Source organism: Halorientalis litorea (assembly GCF_023028225.1).
Classification (GTDB): Archaea; Halobacteriota; Halobacteria; order Halobacteriales; family Haloarculaceae; genus Halorientalis; species Halorientalis litorea.
Genome location: NZ_CP095482.1, coordinates 796,656 through 813,690, shown reverse-complemented (window position 1 = coordinate 813,690; position 17,035 = coordinate 796,656). Strand labels below are relative to the sequence as shown.

Genomic DNA, 17,035 nt, shown 5'->3' with positions numbered 1-17,035 from the left:
TGCAGTCGCCGGGAGTGGCAGACCCATGACGTGGCGCGTGGACTACACCGCGAGCGTCAGCCTCGTGGGGACGGTCGTCAAGTACCTCGCGCTGACGATGCTCGTTCCCCTCGTCGTCGCCGTCGTCTACATGGAGGACATCTGGGTCTTCGCCGTCTCCCTCATCGTGACCGTCGTGGTCGGGGTCGCACTCGAACGACTCGACCCGGACCCGGACCTCGGGCCAAGGGAGGCCCTGTTGCTCGTCTCGCTGGGGTGGTTTGCGGCCGCGGTCGTCGGAACCGTCCCCTACCTGCTCGCCGGGTACGGCACTCCCTCGACGGTTGGACTGAGCCTCGCCTCGCCGTCGGCCTTCGCCACCTCGATAATCAACGCCCTGTTCGAGTCGATGAGCGGGTTCACGACCACGGGGTCGACGCTCCTCGGAGAGATTAGCTTCGAGCGCCACTCCCACGCCCTGCTGATGTGGCGACAACTCACCCAGTGGCTCGGCGGCATGGGTATCATCGTGTTGATGATAGCGATTCTGCCGGAACTGGCGGTCAACGGCGCGCAACTGATGGAGTCGGAGGCTCCCGGCCCGGAACTCACCAAACTGACGCCGCGAATCGCCGAGACTGCACGGGCACTCTGGCTCATCTACTTCGGGTTCACCCTCGTCTACATCGTCCTGCTCTACGCGCTCCACCGGGCGGGGATGGCACCGAACATGGACCTCTACAACGCCATCGCGCACGGGTTCACGACGCTCCCGACCGGCGGGTTCTCGCCACAGGCCGACAGCATCGCCGCGTTCTCTGCCGCCGTCCAGTGGCTAGTCATTCCGTTCATGGCTGTTGCGGGCGTCAACTTCGCGCTGTTCTGGCACGTTCTCAAGGGCGAGGTGCGGACGATGACGGGCGACCCGGAGTTCCGCACGTACGCCGGGGCCATCGCGGTGGTGACCGCCCTCCTCGCGGTAGTCCTATTCCGGGGCGGGTCGCCACCGCTCGAACTGGGCGGAACGACGAAAGGCGTCACCGAGAACGCGCTTCGACAGGCGACATTTCAGGTCGTTTCCCTGTTGAACTCGACGGGGTACGCCACCGCCGACTTCGCACAGTGGGACGACCACGCCAAGATGGTGTTGCTGTTCGCCATGTTCATCGGCGGGAGTGCCGGCTCGACGGGCGGCGGGGTCAAAATCGTCCGCTGGATAGTCGCGTTCAAGACCGTCCGCCGGGAACTGTACACCTCGGCGAACCCCGACGTCGTCCGACCGGTCAGACTGGGCGGGTACGTCGTCGACGAGGACGCAATTCGGGGAATCATGGTGTTCTCGCTTTTGTACATCCTCCTGTTCGGGTTCTCGGCCGTGTTCATCAGCCTCGATTCGGCACGAATCGGGTACCAACTCACCGCTTTCGAGGCCGTCAGCGCGTCGCTGGCCACCATCGGGAACATCGGGCCGGGGTTCGGGTCACTCGGCCCGTTCGGGAGTTTTCTAGAGTTCTCGAACGCGTCGAAACTCCTGATGATATTCCTCATGTGGGTGGGACGACTAGAGATAATCCCCGTGCTGGCGTTGTTCGTGGGCCGGTTGGACTCGGACTGAGCCACGGCGGCCAGCCGCGGACTTCGGGGGGTTCGCTCAGGGGTTCAACCCGTACAGCAGCGACCGCGCGAACACGAGTACCGGGATGATTTCGAGGCGACCGACCCACATGTTGAGGACGAACATTCCTTCCGCCAGCGGGTGCATCGACGGGCCGGTGATGCCGGTCGAGAGGCCGACGTTCCCTTGGGCACTCGCGACCTCGAACAGCGCGTCGGCGTAGCCGAAGTCGGCACCGGCGACGTTCACTAGGACGATGCTGCTCGCAATCAACAGCAACACCCACAGGAGCGTGACGATGGCGGCCTCGCTGAACTCCCGCTCCATCCCGTCACGGTCCAGTTGTCGGTCGCCGATTCTGGCGGTGACGACGGCGTTTTTCGGGAGGAACACGCGCGAGAACTGCCACACCATCCCTCGAACGATGGTGTAGCCCCGAATGAGTTTGATGCCGCCGACCGTCGACCCGGCGGCACCGCCCAGCGTCATCGCACCGACGACGAACACCTTCGCGCCGGCTACCCACCGGCCGATGGGGGCCGACTGGAACCCGGTACAGGTCAGCGCGCTCACCCACTGGAACGTCGAGTCCCTGATGGCGTCGAGTTGTGGCCCGTCCAGATACGGGACCGAGACGAACGACTGCGGGGCGAAGGCGTCGGCGGCGACCCGGACCGTCGCGGCGTTCTGGAGCGAGAGAGCGACGACGCCGAACGCGAGCAAGACGAACAGCCACCGCGTCTGGAGGTCGGCGACGAGTTCACGGAGGTCCCGGTCCCGCAGGACGACGTAGTGGACGGGGAAGGCGATGGCCCCCAGTATCATGATGGGGAGCAGGGTCGCTTCGACCAACGGCGACTGGTAGGTCGCGATGGAGTTGTCGGTCACGCTGAACCCGCCGGTCGTCAGCCCGGTCATGGCGTGATTGAGTGCCTGCCACCCGACCTCCCACAGCGGGAGCGACTGTGCGTAGGCACTCTCGCTCAGGCGGATGGCACCGAACAGCAACACGGTCGACAGTAGCGTGTAGCCGACGACGAGTTTCCAGACCGTCCGAACCGTCGAGACGACGCTCGGGTGTATCTTCTCCTCGCGCGCCTCGCTCTGGTAGAGCGCGTAACTCCCGCTGCCGGGGCGGGCGAGGATGGAGACGGTGAGGACGATGACGCCGACGCCACCCACCCACTGGATGAACGAGCGCCACCACTGAATCGCCCGCGGGAGCGACGGTTCGTGGATGGCCATCGTCAGGCCGCTCCCGGTCCACCCGCTCATGCTCTCGAACATGGCGTGGAGGGGGTTCCGGAAGTAGGCGAGACTCGACACCGTCGTCGTCCCACCGACGCGGATGGGTGTCCAGCCACTCGTGTCCGCGGCGACCGGGACGAACGCGTCCATCGCGGCGGGCGGCGTCAGCCACGCCGTGAGCAGGAACGGGAGTGCCCCGAACACGGCGGTCATGAACCAGCCACCGGCGGCGATGACCATCCCGTGTTTCATCTTGGGGGCCGGTGCGGCCGCGAAGCCGCGATTGGCCGCGCCACCGACCGCCGCGGTTAGGCCACCGGCGACGAGGAAGGCGAGTGCCGCCCGGAACTCGCCGAAGGCGGCGGCGATACCGACGGTAATCGTCATCAGCGTCGCTTCGATGAGCAACAGCGACCCGATGTCGCGGGCGATGGTGGCGAAGTCGTCGGGGACCGCCTGTACGGGCCGTCGGCTCATGTCAGGCGTGGTCTTCCTCGTGGCCGAAGACGTCCGTCACCTCCGGTGTCGCGCCGGCGGCGGCGTACACCGTCAGGAGGTCGTCGCTCTCGATGCGCGTACTCCCTCGGGGCGTAATCGGCTCGCCGTCCCCGTTGCGTTCGATGGCGATGATGAGCGTGTCGCCGCCGACCAGCCCCTCTTCGGCGGCCTCTTGGAGGGTCACGCCGGCAATCGGCGCGCCGGGCGTGACGGAAATCTCGAACACCTCCGCCTGTTCGCCGATTCGCATGAAGTCGACGATGGAGGGGCGTTTGACCGCCCGGTAGAGGTGTTCGGCGATGAGTCGCTGAGGATTCTCCATCGTGTTGACGCCGATTTGTCGGAAAAGATTCATGTGCTCGGGGTTGTGGACGACGGAGACGATGTCGGGCACGTCGAGTTCTTGTGCGAGGAGACAGACCATCACGTTCGTCGCGTCTTCGTCGGTCGTGCTGATTAGTGCGTCCGCCCGCTCGGCACCGGCGTCTTCGAGCGTCTCTTTGACTGTCGCGTCGTCTTGGATGACGAGACAGTCGTACTGTGAGGCCGCCCGCTCGGCCCGCCGCTGGTCGCGTTCGATGACGACGACCTCGTTGCCGCCCTTGGTCGCAATCTCGATGAGCGGCGTGCCGATGTCACCGGCCCCGACGATGACGAGGTACATCTACCGGGGCTTCATAAGCGACGGTTGAAAGTGTGTCGCTCCGCCGATGGCCGCCGGGTCGTCGGTCGCTACGGCTCTTCGACGCGGAGCGTGTAGTCCGCGGCGACGTTGAACACGTCGAGAAACAGTCGGTCGAGGAAGTCGGCGGTGTGTTTCGGGTCGGCCAGTGCCGAGACGTGTACTTCTCCCTCGGGGGCCTTGTTGGTCGCTGGCTGTGCGATTTTGAACACGGGGAACTCCCCGAGGAGCGCGTCGAGTCGGTCACGGTGGGCGGTCGTGACGGTGAGTTCGCGGCCGCGGTACTCGACGAACGGCTGGTCGGGACCCGTCGCTGCGACGAACAGGACGGGAGACTCGCTGCCCGAACGGCGGTGCTGTGCGATTGCCTCGGCGATGCGCGCCCGACGCTTCGCCGCGCCCCCGTCGGAGTCGTTCATACCGCCAATCGGACCGCCACCGACAAAAGCCCGACCCTGTGCGAGAACAACAGGTAAAAGTCCCGGGGTAGAGAACGCGTCGGTATGTCGAGTCCGCACATTCTCATCCTCGGCCCGCCGGGTGCAGGCAAGGGCACACAGAGCAGTCGCATCGCCGAATCGTTCGGCGTCGAACACGTCACGACCGGCGACGCGCTCCGGGCGAACAAGGACATGGACATCTCGGACATGGATACCGAGTACGACACGCCCCGGGCGTACATGGAGGCGGGCGACCTCGTGCCCGACGCCGTCGTCAACGCCATCGTCGAGGAGGCACTCACGAGTGCCGACGGGTTCGTGCTGGACGGCTACCCGCGCAACATGGACCAAGCCGACGAACTCGAAGACATGACCGACCTCGACGTAATCCTCTCCCTGTCGGTGGGCCGCGAGGAACTCGTCGACCGTCTCACCGGTCGTCGGGTCTGTGACGACTGTGGCGCGAACTTCCACGTCGAGTTCGACCAGCCCGAGGAGGCGGGCGTCTGTGACGAGTGTGGCGGCGAGTTGATACAGCGCGACGACGACAACGAGGAGTCGGTGACCAACCGTCTCGACGTGTTCGACGAGAACACCGCGCCGGTCATCGACCACTACCGCGACCACGCCGGGTTCGTGGAAATCGACGGCGAGCAGTCCCCCGACGGCGTCTGGGCGGACATCGAAGCCGCCATCGACGAGCAGGTCTGAGGCGATTCTCGCCGGACAATTCCGTGCCGCCGCTGGCGCGCGGAGAGTAAAAGGTTGATTAGCGGTGCTTCCGTACGGTGGGACAATGGCACGGACAGCGGAGAAAGTAGAATCGCTCGCGCGCGATGACGGAGCACTCGTCGACGCCTTGGAGACCGCGCTCTCGGTCGCCGAGTCGAAGGGCACCGTCCAGTGGAACGACGTGAGCGACGACATGACGAGCGGGCAGTGGGGCCGTCTCATCGAGTCGGGACTGCTCGCCGACGCCGACGGCAGCGGGTTCGTCGTCGACGACCCGGAGGGCGTCCGTGAGGCACTCTCCGACGACGAGATGGAGACGGCGACCAGCGTGGACGACGGGGAGTCCTCGTGGTCGCGCTACGACAAACTCGCGGCACTGGGCGCGCTCGGGATGTTCGCGGGCTACTCGGTGAGTTCGGTCCGGAACGCTATCGGGTCGGCACTCGACCTGCTTTTCGGCCCGCTGGAGGCGGTCCTGCCGTTCTACGTCGTCGTGATGGTGCTGGCGATGCTCACCGGCCTCTACTCGACGCTCCTGCAGGCCAACCTGATGGACATGGACAAGATGGCCGAGTACCAAGAGCAAATGAAGGCCATCCAGGAGAAGCGCAAGGAGGCCAAAGAACGCGGCGACGACGAGGCACTCGACCGCATCCAAGAGGAGCAGATGGACGCCATGGGTGACCAGATGGGGATGTTCAAAGAGCAGTTCCGCCCGATGGTCTGGATTATGCTGCTCACGATTCCGGTCTTCCTCTGGATGTACTGGATGCTGCTCGCCGAAGGCCAGCAGGTCGCCCCACAGTCGATTACGCTTCCGCTCATCGGCGAGCGAACGTGGCAGGCCGGGGTCCTCGGACCGCTCCAGGCGTGGATTCTCTGGTACTTCCTCTGCTCGATGGGCTTCACCCAGATAATCCGGAAGGCACTGAACATCCAGACGACGCCGACCTGACGCACACCGAACGCCCGTTTTCTGCCGTTCCCGACCGCGAGACAAAACCTCTTTGAGCACCAACGTCGGACGGTGTGTATGTTGGTTACCGTCTCTGGCCCCGCGGGCAGTGGGAAGAGCACGCTCGCGGCCGCTCTCGCTGAGACGCTCGACTACGAGCACGTCAGCGGCGGCGACATCTTCCGCTCGCTGGCCGACGAGCGCGGCTACTCGCTGGTCGAGTTCAACGAACTCGCCGAAGATGACGACCAGATAGACCGCGACTTGGACCGCCGTCTGCGGAACATCGCCGACGAGCGCGACGACCTCGTGTTGGAGTCACGCCTCGCCGGGTGGATGGCCGGCGACTACGCGGACCTCCGTGTGTGGCTCGACGCACCCCTCGACGTCCGGGCCACCCGCATCGCAGACCGCGAAGACAAGCCCGTCGACGCCGTCCGCGAGGAGACACAGACCCGGGCCGCCAGCGAGGCCCGCCGCTACGAGGAGTACTACGGCATCGACATCGCCGACCACTCTATCTACGACCTGACGGTGAACACGGCCCGGTGGGACGCCGACGCGACGCTCGGCCTCGTCCGGGAAGCCGTCACCAGTTACCACGCCGACGGCGACGAAGGAAAGTACGCCGTCGAGGGCGTCCGCTACGAGTTCTGACTCCCGTCTCGCGCGAGTGGTGACTGGCTCACCCGCCGACGGGACCGTCACACGTCGTCACGCTCTCCTGGTCGACGAGCAGTCCCGTCTGCACCTCGCAGGTGACCGTCGGCACTCGGTCCGGCGGGAGCGTCACCGACGCGCCGACGACGGGCGACTGGAACACGAGTTGCACGCTCGCCGTGAGGTGGGTGCGCTCACCGTTCCTGACGTGCCGGCGGAACCACGCGTCGACTTTCTCGTTGTCCACCGTGATGGGGTACTCGACTCGGCGGCGTTCGCCGGGCGCGAGCGGCGGTTCCGACGTGGCGTCGGCGAGCGAGGCACCCCTGTCGGGGGCGGTGAACAACGCGACGCCGTTCATCTCCAGCATGACGTCCAGTGCTTCCGGCACGCTCGGGACGGGCACGTGGCCGCCGTTGCGGATGTCGAAGTGGAGCACGACGGTCGTCTCCTCGTCCGTGACTTCGCTCCACGTGGCCCACCCGCGCTCGATTTCGTAGCCGATGGCCGGGCTGGCACTGTCGAGGTCGAGCAACCCGCCCGTGAGGTTGTTGCCCAGCGTCCCCGCATCGAGCGCGTAGTCGTCGGCGATGCGGTCGGCCGCGCTGGTGAGCGCGTCGACTACCGGCGTCTCGTCGTCGAGTACCTGCCGCTCCACGGGCGGAATCGGCACCGAGAGCAGTCCGCGCGGCCCGAACCCCAGTTCGCCGCCGGTCTTTACCGTGATGGACTCGTCGTTCTGGACGTAACTGGCCCACAGGGCAGGGACGTTCTCGTGGACGATGGTCGAGCGCAGTTGCAGGGTGCCGTCGGCGTCGAGTTCGATACCGTCTTTCCGCCCGGAGGCTACGCGGATGCCGTTCATGTCGATGTGGTACCGCGCGCGGAGTTTGTCGCCGACGGCAGCGAGTACGGGCGAGACATCCGTCACGCGAACGGTCGTGACGACCTCGATGCGGTTCCCCGCCGCCGGCTCCCACCTGCCGACGTCGACCACTTCGACCGACGGCCGCCCGAGCACTCGTGGGACGAGGCCCGCCACGACCAGCGCGACGCTACCGACCCCCAGCAACACCGCAACCGACGCTACCCCCACGCCAACCATTGCCGTCGACTTCGTGGCACAGCGATATAAAGTGCGTACCGTGCCCCCTCGCGGAACGCGGTCACCGGCCAGCAATCGAACAACGTAAGCCGGGGTGGACCGAGGCTGGAGACATGCTCAGGGACCCGCCGGCCGAGCGCGCGCCCGCCGACCGCCTCCGTTTCGGCGTCGTCAACCTCGACAAGCCGCCGGGTCCCTCGGCGCACCAGGTCGCCGCGTGGGTCCGTGACATGGTCGCCGACGCACTCGACGCCGCCGGTGCCGAGCGACCGGCCACCGACCGCGTGGCCCACGCCGGGACGCTCGACCCGAAGGTGACCGGCTGTCTCCCCCTCCTACTCGGCGACGCCCCGCGGATGGCGCAGGTGTTCGACGACAGCGTCAAGGAGTACGTCGCCGTGCTGGAACTCCACGGCCCCGCGCCAGCCGACTTGGACGCCATCGTCGCCGAGTTCGAGGGACCGATATACCAGAAGCCACCCAAGAAGAGTGCCGTCCGCCGACAGTTGCGCGTCCGCGAGATTCACGAACTCGACGTGATGGAGACAGAGGACCGCCGCGCACTCCTCCGCGTCCGCTGTGAGAGCGGGACGTACGTTCGGAAACTGTGTCACGACATCGGCCTCGCCCTCGGCACCGGTGCGCACATGGGCCACCTCCGCCGGACTGCCACCGGTCCGTTCGACGACCGCGACCTCGTGACGCTCGAAGACCTCGCCGACGCGTTGGCGTGGTGGGTAGAGGACGGCGACGCCGACCCGCTCCGCGCCGCCGTTGCCCCCGCAGAGCGCGCCCTCGGTGACCTACCCCGCGTGACCATCGCCCCGAGTGCCGCCCGCGAGGTGGCCGAGGGCGCGCCGGTGTACGCCCCCGGCGTCCTCGACGCCGACCTGTCCGCCGCCGACGCGTCGGACCGCCCGCTCGTGGCCTGCGTGACGCCCGACGGTACTGCCGTCTGCCTCGGCCGACTGGTCGGCGACCCCGGCGGCGACAGCGGCACCGTCGTGTCACTGGAACGCGTGCTGGTTTGAAAGCGACACCCTTAATCCGGGGACCCCCGTCTCCCCGAGTGCGGGACCGTGGGGTAGCGGTATCCTCGGCGCATGGGGTGCGTCGGACCTGAGTTCGAATCTCGGCGGTCCCACTTTTCACGCGACGCAACCGAGGGAGCTTCGCGACTGAGTGTTGCGAGCCGAAACGTGGGAGAACGCGAACGAGCGCGGGAGTTCGCGGCGGTCCCACTCCACTTTGTACTTCGTCGGGTTCGCGCTCCGCGCGAACCACTCTTTGCTCACGGGCACTTCGTGCCCGTTCGCACGGTATGCGGGACCTCCGACTCACTACGTTCGTCGGAGTGAACCGCGCTCGCCGGGCGAGCGCGGATGCTCGACCGCAACAATGTCGCTCTTAACCTGAAGAACTCCACAGAGCCGCTGACCTCGAAGCCGTCGAAGACTGCGCCGAGGTCGAGGAACCCGTGGGTCCAGTCGTGTCCCGCGAGAACGACCCGCCGATAGCCGACGTGTGGGCCTGCTTCGGTGAACGAGTCCCCGGCGTGAACCGACGACCGAGTACCCGAAAGGGAGCAATCAGGGCCACCAAGCGAGTGGGCCGACGGCGCGACCAATTGGAGCGGAATGGTTTGAGCGAGTGCCAACAGACTTGACTAATGGCCTTTTTCTGAGGGTCCCAAAGGTATTTGTTTAAATATGACGTAGCAAAAATGTATAATGTCTGATGATATCGGATTAATGGGTCCGAGAAAAGCAGGAATATTCGCGTACCTGATACAGATTACCGCTATGGTGATGATATTGGGTGTTTTATTCTCCCAATTCTATGGTATAAGCTGGATAAAAACTATTAGTCAATATCTTCTGCGGGACCTCTCTATCATTTATACAATAGCCGGTATAATCTCTATTTCTGTTTTTCTATACTCCCTACACGACAAACATGGCTCTCGTTGGTAGAACCCACAGAGGGCGTCATAGAACTATTCACAAGGGCTTGTTTTCACTGTAGAACTAGTTGAACGGACTGCTCAGTGGGCCTGCGAATGCAGTACGTCGCACATCAAAGCCAAAATCGCCTGATCCGGTCGAGACAATAGATACTACTGGGCAAACACTCTCGGAACTCCAGATAATAAAACGTTGCGGCGAAAACAGGATTTTGAAAACGATAATATATCTTTATTTTCCCACAACTCATATTGATAGATGCAATGGTAGTAGAAACAGCAGAGCTACAATCGGAACTCGAAGCAAAGGGAGAACTGATGCTCGCAGTCTCAGAATTCGACGAACCACTGGAGATGCATCTCCATGATACGGAGATTGAAGATGGTGTCATCACGATCGAATTGACCGATGGTGTCCTCACGTTCGATGTCGATGAAGTGGTGGCCTTCTGGCACCACACACACTCGTTCGCAGATCTCGGACTGGAAGACTGAGTTCGCCGGCCGGTGAGTTACAGTCCGGCAGATTCAGTATAAAGCCAAGATAATCGGCACACTACCCATCCAGATGTGGTGTGCCGGTCTATTGACGACTGGCAGATGAGGAACCGACCTGAGCGCGCTGGCTCCATCCTCTGCATTGAGCGATTCGGGAGGTCAGAAGATGGGTGTGCTAACCGTTCTATGACACCCTGAGAACACACAACTAAAACAGCAAGCGGCCGGCAAGTGAGTCTCCGATACGTAGGCGACGACTGAGTACCCGCAAGGGAGAGCGTAGTGCTACGATGACCGACAAGCCGTCTAATCCGTCGCTGTAGTCCCTGAACGTCCAGCAAGCGAGTCCCCGATGTGACGCCACAAACCGAGTACCCACGACGGAGAACGTAGCACTGCTGACAACGCGTGTCTCCAGAGCTGACTCAGAGGAGGAGGAGAAAGAGGAGGTACGACCCGACGACAGACAGCGAGGGCGTGAGAATCCAGAGGGTGACGATTCGGGTCGTCGCCGCCGGGTCGAACAGGTCTTGGCTGGTCAGCTCTTCGACGTCTTCCTCGCCGATGGGCGGGACCGACGCGGGTTCGTCCTCGGTGTCCGGAGTCTCGCCGGCCGCGAGGTCGCCCACGGTCTGGCCTGCGGGGCCGTCGTCTTGGGCCGGGGCGGCGAGTGCGTCGGTGGTGAGGTTCGGCCCGGGTTCGTCGCTGGACGGGGGTGTGGCGAGTTCCGCGAGCGTGACGGCACGGCTCGCCCGGCCCCAGCCTAGACCGATGATACAGCACGTCGTGCTCACCGCGAGGCTCGCGGGGATGCCGAAGTACGAGAGGATGGTGATGATGGTCGCCCCGACCGTGGAGACGATGAGGGCCGCCAGGATGGGGAGGTCGGTGATGCCGTCGCCAATCGTCGCGAGGGTGCGTCTGGCGATGGTGAACCCGCCGAGGCTGATGGCGGCGACGGCGAGGAGGACGCCCTGCTCGACGCTGACCGCGCCGTTGCCGACGAGGGGGGCGACCGCGTTCGCCGCGTTCGAGGCACCCGCACTGAACCCCATGTAGCAGGCGATTGCGAGTACCAGTGCCGACCCGGCGATATCGCGTGGGGCCGCGTTCGTGTTGAACCGGAGTCGCGGCAGGGTACCGGAGCGGTCGACCTGTATCAACTGCGCTTCGAGGCGGGTGAACGACAGGCGCGTCTCGAGCCGGGGGTAGACGTACCGGCCGATGACGGCACCGATTCCGAGGCCGATGAGCGGGGCGACGATCCACGCGGAGACGATGGTGAACATCAGTGCCGCGTTGAGCGACCCCGTCGCGAGACCGACCCCTCCCTGTCGACGTTCGTGTTCGGGATGCCGGCCGACCAAGTCGCCGACCGGTTTCTCGGTCCCGTCCTCGTGGTCCAGCGCGAACCGGCCGACGACACGGACGGATAACCCGGCCGCCCAGTGACGTGCGTAGCCACATCACGACGTACGGCATCCGGTAGTGTTATTCCGCCGCACACACCTCCACGTACCAATGCCCTCCGACCGTCTCTCGGCCACCCGCAGAGCGACCCGCTCATCCCGCCGACGAGTCCTCGCGACTCTCGGGGGCATGACGCTCGTGTCGACTGCCGGCTGTAACGGCGTTCTCTCGGGGAGTGATAGTACCGACGAACCCATCGAAGTCAGTGTGGAAAACGGGACCGATTCGGCGGCGGAGATAGCAGTCCGCGTCGTAGACGGTGCAGGTGCGACGCTGTTCAGCCGCGTCTTCGCCCTCGGACCCGAAAAGATGGGGTCGCGTGGTGCTATCGAAACGGCCCCGTCGAGCGTGCACGCGTTCACCCCGGATGGAGTCGCGCGGACGTGGCAGTACGCTCCCGACCTGCCGGCCGACTTCGACTGTGAACTGAAAGACATTGGCCTCACGCTACGCCGAGACGATACGATCGAGCCGTGGTACTCGTGCTAACTACGACCCCTCCAGTAGGCCTGTTGCAGGCCGGTCCGATTCGGGAGCTAATCGCCGTGGAGGTGTGGCTGGATACATGACGGGAGAGACACGCGGACTCACGGCACTCGATCTCTCCGGTAGCCAGTACACCGTCGAGCAGACTGGCCGGGACGAGAACTTCCGACCCGAGTACGAGGCACGGGACGCCACCGGTGACACCGTCCTCAGCGGTACGTACCAGATGTACGAAGAGAGGGGTCGGTTCCCGCTCGTCGATGCCGACGGAACCGAGGTTCTCATCGTGACGGCCAGTAGCGGTTGGGATATCGCCGGGGACTACGTCCTCACCGACGGACACACCGGAGAGGACGTTTTCGTCCTCGACAACGACTTTTCCCTCCTGCAAGACACGTGGCGGGTCCGCCACGCCGACGACGGCTCGCTCCTCGCGGAAATCAACTCACGCGGCGTGCTCGTCACGCTCGGTCGAAAGGTCCTCCCACTCGGCCAGTGGATCGCCCACGAGTACGAGATAACCGACACGGAGGGCGACTCTATCGGGTCTATCGAGGGCGAGTTCGCGATGTTCGACCAGTACGAAATCACGGTTGCCGACACCAGTTCGGTTCCAGTGGGGCCACTCGTCGCCGGGACGATGGTTATCGACGCCGTACAGGGGAACTGAACGCGCCCTCTGGACAGGGGGATAGCAGGCTGACTGTGCTGAGTCACGGAGAAGTCAAGTTTAAGCGAGAGAAGAACAGCAAACTCGGGGGTGACAATGTAACGTCATCGGGCCTGAACGAGGAGGCCACTTCCTACCGCCGAGAATTAGTAGTCCCGCCGTCGCTCTTGGAGATAGAGGCCGAGTTCTCGCTGGTGTCGCCTCTCCTCTCGTCGCCGCCGCTCCTCCTCCGCGATGGCACTCCCTGTGTCGGCAAGCCTCTCCAAATCGTGCTCTTTCATCTCCTTCACCGGGACGTTCTGATCTATATACACTGTCATCCCATCATCCGTTACGATGTATGGTCGCCCATCCTCGTCCACTGGCATGGCCAATATGGGCCAATGGTCCCGTTACGAAAAAGTGTTGTTTCCATCACCATTGTGGAAAGCTACCATCCGTTACCAGTTAATTTCCTACAACTAAACTGATGACTGCGTGACTGTTACAAACGGCCGTGACACTGAATCGGTACAGAGATTAGGGTGCAGCGTCTGCCGCTCCAGCGGACGACCCACGCTTATGCCGCCCGCCGTCCATCCACCGGACAGTGACGTTCACGCTCAGACCCGCAACGGCCGCGGACGCCGAGGCGGTTCGGGACATCTACGCGCCGGTGGTCCGGGAGACGGCCATCTCCTTCGAGACGGAGCCACCGGACAGCGAGGAGATGGCGGCCCGAATCGAACGCAAGCGGGCGCGGTTCCCGTGGCTGGTCTGTACCCGCGAGGGGACCGTCGTGGGGTACGCCTACGCCAGTCCGTACCGCGAGCGGGCGGCGTACCGGTGGTCGGTCGAAGTGTCAGTGTACGTCCACGCCGACTGGCGGCGACACGGTGTCGCGCGGGGGCTGTACACCTCGCTCCTCGCCGCCCTCGAACTGCTCGGGTACGCCAACGCCTACGCGGTCATCGCGCTCCCCAACCCCGAGAGCGTCGGCTTCCACGAGTCCGTGGGGTTCGAACACGTCGGGACGCACCACGGGGTGGGGTACAAACACGACGCGTGGCACGATGTCGGACACTGGGAGCTGTCGGTACAGAGCCACGGCACGGACCCGCCCGAACCGACGCCCGCCGCGACACGCCGGGGGTCGGACGCGTACCGGACGGCAGTCGCGGCCGGCGAGTCGGGACTCGGAGAGTGACCCGACGGGCACGCGGCAGGCAACTATTTCAGGTGTCCGGCACAACCGTCGCCGATGAACGATAGACTGCGACGGCTCGCGGCACTCGGGTACGTCGGCCCGCCGGTGTCGCTGGCCCTCCTCGTCCTCTCGACGGTTCTGGACCCGCTGTTCTCGTGGCAGTCGCGCTCGCTGTCGAGCATCGGCGAGGCGACGGGGACGCCCATCACGGCGACGACGGCCGACCAGCTAGCCTTCTCGCTGTTCAACGGGGGCCTCCTCGTCGCGGGGCTGCTCGGTGTGGGATTCGCCGTCGTGCTGTGGTTCGAGACGGTGACGCGACTCGAACGCGTCGGCGTCGGCTTGCTCGCGGTGACGATGCTCTCGAACGTCGGCGTCGCCGTCGCTTACCTCGACGGCCCGTTTACCGGAGTCCACTTCGTCGCCGCGCTGGGGGTGTTCTTCGGGTTGACCGTCACGCTGTGGGTGTACGGGACGGCTCTCGTCCGACGGACCGGGGGCGAACACGGCCTCCCCTCCATCTGGATGGCGAACGTCCACGTCCTCGCGTGGGTGGTGTGGATGGTCGCCGAGGCACTCGTGTTCACCGGCGACGGCGACACGTGGACGTACTTCGCGGTGCCGGAGTTCGTCGGTGCGGTCCTGCTCGGCCTCTGGGTGGTCGTCCAAGCGCGGCGGGTGCGACAGTCCCCGGGGCGAGGTGCCCACGCGGGACGGTGAGTCCCTATCGGTCGACTTCGCCCATGATGGTGTCGAGACTGCCGAGCGTGGCGACGAGGTCCGGAATAAACTCACCCGCCGCCATCTCCGGGAGGGCTTGGAGGTTCGAGAAGCACGGACTGCGAATCTTGAATCGCGCGGGCGTGTCGGTGCCGTCCGAGCGCATGTAGATGCCGAGTTCGCCCTTCGCGGCCTCGACGGCGCGATACACCTCCGCGTCCGGGTCCGGCTTGAGCGTCCGGGGGACGTTCGACTGGAGCGTTCGGTCGTCTTCCGGCCACTCTTCGAGCAGGTCGATGCACTGCCGGACGATGCGGGCCGACTCTTCGAGTTCGCGCAGGCGGACGAGGACGCGGGCGTACACGTCGCCGTCCGGTTCCGTCACCACGTCCCAGTCGAGTTCGGGATAGTAGCCGTACGGGTCGTCCCGGCGCAGGTCGTAGTCGATACCGGACCCGCGGGCGACCGGCCCGGTACAGCCGTACGTCTTGGCCACGTCCGGGTCGAGGACGCCAACGTCGAGACAGCGGGCTTGGAATATCTCGTTGCCGGAGAGCAGGGTGTGGTACTCCTCTAACTTCTCCGGGAGGCCGTCGAGGAAGTCCCGTGTCTTCTCGAAGAACGCCTCCCGGGGGTCGGGTACGTCCCACGCCACCCCGCCGAGGCGGAAGTAGTTGAACATCATCCGCTGGCCGGTGAGGTCCTCCAACAGGTCGAGGACGAGTTCCCGGTCACGGAACGCGTACTGGAAGACGACGGTGAACTCCCCCACCACGTCCAAGGCGAACGTGCCGACGGCGACCATGTGCGACGCCATCCGCGAGAGTTCGGCACCCAAGGTACGGATGACCTGCGCGTACTCGGGCACGTCGATGTCCGCGAGGTCCTCGGCCGCCCGGGCGTAGGCCCACTCGTTGAGCAGTCCCGACGACACCCAGTCCCAGCGGTCGGGATAGGGCATAATCTGGTGGCGGTACGTACACTGCTGGCACATCTGCTCCTCACAGCGGTGGATGTAGCCGATGTCCGGGTCCACGTCGGCGACCTGCTCGCCGTCCAGCACCGTCCGCAGGTGGAGGACGCCGTGCGTGGACGGGTGATGCGGGCCGATGTTGAGGAACATCGTGTCCGCCCTGTCCCCGGGGTGGTCGTCTTCGAGCGGGTTCGCGTGTTCCCGGAGCGTGACGATTTGCGGTTGCTCCTGATTGTAGTCCCGCGAGAGCGGGTGGCCCTGCCACGTCTCGGGTAACAGAATCCGGCGCAGGTCCGGGTGGCCCTCGTACTCGATGCCCACCAAATCGTAGGCCTCCCGTTCGTGCCAGTCCGCCGTGCGGTACACCGCCTCCCCGCTCTGACTGACCGGGGCGTCGGTACTCGTCGGGACGACGACGCCGACCTCCTGTGTCGGGTCGTCGTACTTCCGCAGATGGTAGATTGTCTCGTAGCGGTCCGGGTACTCCTGTGCTGTGACGCAGGAACAGTGGTCGAACCCGGCCTCCTCCGCGAGCGTCGAGAGGACCGTCCGAACCTCGTCCGGGCGGACGACGAACGCCTCGGCGTTGACGTGCTCCTCACGGTCGATGACTGCCTCACCCAGCAGTGCCGCGAGTGCGTCGTAATCGACCGCACCGCCCCCGGTGTCGCTCGCGGGTGGGCGAACCGGTTCCGGGTCTTCGAGACTCACGACGGGAACACCCCTGTTGTGACGGCGGGACGAATGGTCTCCGTCTCTCTCATGACAGCGGAACTTGACGTGCGGTCGCTGTTGTACTTACCACGAACTGGCTAGCTTATTTTTGTACTCTTGGCTACTTGGCTCGTACCATCGGGTAACTGGACCTGTCGTCGCATCCGAAACTCGTTGGCAAACCGCCGCGCTCACTGTGCCAGTGGGGCAGTTAGTCCTGTTTCGCGCCGGGATTGGTCACCGCGCCGTTGGCCGCAGAGTCGAACATCTGGCCGTACTTCGCCAGCACGCCAGTACCACCTTTTACTTCGTCGGGGACGTTCCCGCTGGTCACGACCCACTCACACCAGAAATCTCCGATTTCTGGTTTGCTAACGAGACGTAAAGCGTCTCGTGAACCTTGCAAAAGGTGGATCAAAACGGCCGCTGGCTCACGCCGTT

General features: G+C 64.7%; 17 protein-coding genes, 1 tRNA gene and 2 pseudogenes. 12 read left to right on the top strand and 8 right to left on the bottom strand.

Annotation, left to right across the window (positions count from 1 at the left end; genetic code table 11):
• Positions 1-25 precede the first annotated feature (25 nt).
• A complete protein-coding gene (locus MUG95_RS04385; RefSeq protein WP_247009857.1) occupies positions 26-1,594 on the top strand; it encodes a TrkH family potassium uptake protein in 1,569 nt (522 codons plus the stop codon).
• A gap of 36 nt (positions 1,595-1,630) precedes the next feature.
• On the opposite strand, the gene MUG95_RS04380 is transcribed toward MUG95_RS04385, so the two are convergent.
• The 3 genes from MUG95_RS04380 to MUG95_RS04370 all read right to left on the bottom strand — a co-directional run bounded on the left by MUG95_RS04380 (position 1,631) and on the right by MUG95_RS04370 (position 4,441).
• Positions 1,631-3,319 carry a potassium transporter TrkG gene (locus MUG95_RS04380; RefSeq protein ID WP_247009856.1) on the bottom strand — a complete coding sequence of 563 codons (1,689 nt, stop codon included), beginning with the start codon at positions 3,317-3,319 and terminating at the stop codon, positions 1,631-1,633.
• 1 nt (position 3,320) lies between these two features.
• Positions 3,321-4,004 carry a potassium channel family protein gene (locus MUG95_RS04375; RefSeq protein ID WP_247009855.1) on the bottom strand — a complete coding sequence of 228 codons (684 nt, stop codon included), beginning with the start codon at positions 4,002-4,004 and terminating at the stop codon, positions 3,321-3,323.
• Between the two features lie 68 nt (positions 4,005-4,072).
• Positions 4,073-4,441 carry a DUF7975 family protein gene (locus tag MUG95_RS04370; protein ID WP_247009854.1) on the bottom strand — a complete coding sequence of 123 codons (369 nt, stop codon included), beginning with the start codon at positions 4,439-4,441 and terminating at the stop codon, positions 4,073-4,075.
• An 84-nt stretch (positions 4,442-4,525) separates the two neighbouring features.
• Between MUG95_RS04370 and MUG95_RS04365 the strand changes: the two genes are divergently transcribed.
• The 3 genes from MUG95_RS04365 (at position 4,526) to cmk (ending at position 6,806) form a co-directional block, all read left to right on the top strand.
• Positions 4,526-5,173, top strand: coding sequence for an adenylate kinase (locus tag MUG95_RS04365; protein WP_247009853.1), 648 nt, complete (start codon positions 4,526-4,528; stop codon positions 5,171-5,173).
• Positions 5,174-5,258: 85 nt separating this feature from the next.
• Positions 5,259-6,149, top strand: a complete 891-nt coding sequence (locus MUG95_RS04360; RefSeq protein WP_247009852.1) for a DUF106 domain-containing protein — start codon at positions 5,259-5,261, stop codon at positions 6,147-6,149.
• Between the two features lie 78 nt (positions 6,150-6,227).
• A complete protein-coding gene (gene cmk, locus MUG95_RS04355; RefSeq protein ID WP_247009851.1) occupies positions 6,228-6,806 on the top strand; it encodes a (d)CMP kinase in 579 nt (192 codons plus the stop codon).
• 28 nt (positions 6,807-6,834) lie between these two features.
• On the opposite strand, the gene MUG95_RS04350 is transcribed toward cmk, so the two are convergent.
• On the bottom strand, positions 6,835-7,914 hold the full coding sequence (locus tag MUG95_RS04350) for a hypothetical protein (protein WP_247009850.1): 1,080 nt from the start codon (positions 7,912-7,914) through the stop codon (positions 6,835-6,837).
• 113 nt (positions 7,915-8,027) lie between these two features.
• Here MUG95_RS04350 and MUG95_RS04345 point away from each other — a divergent pair, with 113 nt between their 5' ends.
• The 3 genes from MUG95_RS04345 to MUG95_RS04335 all read left to right on the top strand — a co-directional run bounded on the left by MUG95_RS04345 (position 8,028) and on the right by MUG95_RS04335 (position 10,372).
• Positions 8,028-8,945, top strand: coding sequence for an RNA-guided pseudouridylation complex pseudouridine synthase subunit Cbf5 (locus MUG95_RS04345; protein ID WP_247009849.1), 918 nt, complete (start codon positions 8,028-8,030; stop codon positions 8,943-8,945).
• 42 nt (positions 8,946-8,987) lie between these two features.
• A tRNA-Pro gene (locus tag MUG95_RS04340) sits at positions 8,988-9,058 on the top strand.
• Positions 9,059-10,141: 1,083 nt separating this feature from the next.
• Positions 10,142-10,372: a hypothetical protein gene (locus MUG95_RS04335; protein WP_092695449.1), complete on the top strand. Its 231-nt coding sequence runs from the start codon at positions 10,142-10,144 to the stop codon at positions 10,370-10,372.
• A 428-nt stretch (positions 10,373-10,800) separates the two neighbouring features.
• On the opposite strand, the pseudogene MUG95_RS04330 reads toward MUG95_RS04335, so the two are convergent.
• Positions 10,801-11,703, bottom strand: a pseudogene (locus MUG95_RS04330) (inorganic phosphate transporter); the annotation flags it as partial.
• Here MUG95_RS04330 and MUG95_RS16940 point away from each other — a divergent pair.
• The 3 genes and pseudogenes from MUG95_RS16940 to MUG95_RS04320 form a co-directional block, all read left to right on the top strand.
• Positions 11,692-11,811, top strand: a pseudogene (locus MUG95_RS16940) (universal stress protein); the annotation flags it as partial. The pseudogenes MUG95_RS04330 and MUG95_RS16940 sit on opposite strands and share 12 nt — an antisense overlap.
• Positions 11,812-11,896: 85 nt before the next feature.
• Positions 11,897-12,334, top strand: coding sequence for a hypothetical protein (locus MUG95_RS04325; RefSeq protein WP_247009848.1), 438 nt, complete (start codon positions 11,897-11,899; stop codon positions 12,332-12,334).
• A gap of 76 nt (positions 12,335-12,410) precedes the next feature.
• Complete coding sequence (locus tag MUG95_RS04320) at positions 12,411-13,001, top strand: LURP-one-related family protein (RefSeq protein WP_247009847.1); 591 nt, start codon at positions 12,411-12,413, stop codon at positions 12,999-13,001.
• Positions 13,002-13,147: 146 nt separating this feature from the next.
• On the opposite strand, the gene MUG95_RS04315 is transcribed toward MUG95_RS04320, so the two are convergent.
• On the bottom strand, positions 13,148-13,369 hold the full coding sequence (locus MUG95_RS04315) for an SH2 domain-containing protein (protein ID WP_247009846.1): 222 nt from the start codon (positions 13,367-13,369) through the stop codon (positions 13,148-13,150).
• Between the two features lie 221 nt (positions 13,370-13,590).
• Between MUG95_RS04315 and MUG95_RS04310 the strand changes: the two genes are divergently transcribed.
• Both MUG95_RS04310 and MUG95_RS04305 read left to right on the top strand, forming a co-directional pair.
• Complete coding sequence (locus tag MUG95_RS04310; protein ID WP_247009845.1) at positions 13,591-14,187, top strand: arsinothricin resistance N-acetyltransferase ArsN1 family B; 597 nt, start codon at positions 13,591-13,593, stop codon at positions 14,185-14,187.
• 54 nt (positions 14,188-14,241) lie between these two features.
• Positions 14,242-14,907: a DUF998 domain-containing protein gene (locus MUG95_RS04305; protein ID WP_247009844.1), complete on the top strand. Its 666-nt coding sequence runs from the start codon at positions 14,242-14,244 to the stop codon at positions 14,905-14,907.
• Between the two features lie 4 nt (positions 14,908-14,911).
• Here the strand turns inward: MUG95_RS04305 and MUG95_RS04300 are convergent, their stop codons facing one another.
• A complete protein-coding gene (locus tag MUG95_RS04300; protein ID WP_247009843.1) occupies positions 14,912-16,591 on the bottom strand; it encodes an NADH-quinone oxidoreductase subunit D in 1,680 nt (559 codons plus the stop codon).
• A gap of 214 nt (positions 16,592-16,805) precedes the next feature.
• Complete coding sequence (locus MUG95_RS16850; protein WP_256463868.1) at positions 16,806-16,928, bottom strand: hypothetical protein; 123 nt, start codon at positions 16,926-16,928, stop codon at positions 16,806-16,808.
• Positions 16,929-17,035: the final 107 nt, after the last annotated feature.